Annotated in this window: 1 protein-coding gene; it reads left to right on the top strand. The window is 60.9% G+C overall.

Features of this window, described 5'->3' with window-relative positions; genetic code table 11:
• The first annotated feature begins 220 nt into the window (after nucleotides 1-220).
• The gene (locus tag P792_RS26050) at nucleotides 221-457 is read left to right on the top strand and encodes a hypothetical protein (RefSeq protein WP_023978260.1); all 237 of its coding nucleotides are present in this window, start codon (nucleotides 221-223) and stop codon (nucleotides 455-457) included.
• The last annotated feature ends 290 nt before the right edge of the window (nucleotides 458-747 follow it).

Below are 747 nucleotides of genomic sequence, written 5' to 3'. Positions count from 1 at the left end.
CGCCCTATCGTCATGAAAATAGTTGTTGAGAACGACTCTCACTATCATATAGGCTGACCCTGTTTCCGGGGTAATGCGGTTTTTCCCATGCCCCTCCGGCGGATTGAAATCCCGGGAGAGAACCCCCGCGACGACAATCCTTCGGCCGTTTTTTCCATGCGCCTTTGTCTGGCTGGGGGAAATGCTCCGGTCGGGGGCGCAGTCGCAAGGGTCAGACTGAATGATCAGATATCTTTCGACCGGCGCCGCCGATCTTGCCCGCTTGCTGGCGCAAAGCCATGGCAGCCGGGGCCATGGGCCGCAGGGTGCCGCGACACACGGCCATATGGCCCAGTCCTCACTCGTCTGGGCCGAGGCTCAGATGTTTTTCGGCTTCGACAGTGCTGAGCGCAGCGAGGCATCCGCCTCGGGTGGCTCGACCCACTGGAGCGAGCGCACGGAAGGCCTCGCCATCTGAACGCATTATTCTGGCAGGTACCGGGACGATCGGCCCTGCCAGAATGATGAATTCCCGTCCCTGATGTTTCGGCTGGCCTGCCGAAAATCGGCAGGCTGTATTCAGGAATAGGGATTTCAGGGGTGAGCATGTTCCTGCGGGGCGGTTGTCGTTGCCTGGGGCGACAGGCTCAGCTCGCTGCGATCGGGAATGGGCAGACCCTGATCAGGGTCGAGCGCAATCGTCTTGACTGCACCGTGATCGGGAAAGCTGAGGCTCAGCCGGTCATGAAGCGCCCAGGCCTCTGTCGG

It is taken from the genome of Asaia sp. SF2.1, assembly GCF_000505765.1.
In the GTDB taxonomy this organism is placed as follows: domain Bacteria; phylum Pseudomonadota; class Alphaproteobacteria; order Acetobacterales; family Acetobacteraceae; genus Asaia; species Asaia bogorensis.
The sequence above is the reverse complement of the archived record's forward strand: the minus strand, read 5'-3'. Positions and strand labels throughout refer to the sequence as shown.

Bases quoted from the DNA above. Each gene is read 5' to 3' on its own strand.
- P792_RS26050 (WP_023978260.1), top strand. From the start codon at position 221: ATGATCAGATATCTTTCGACCGGCGCCGCCGATCTTGCCCGCTTGCTG.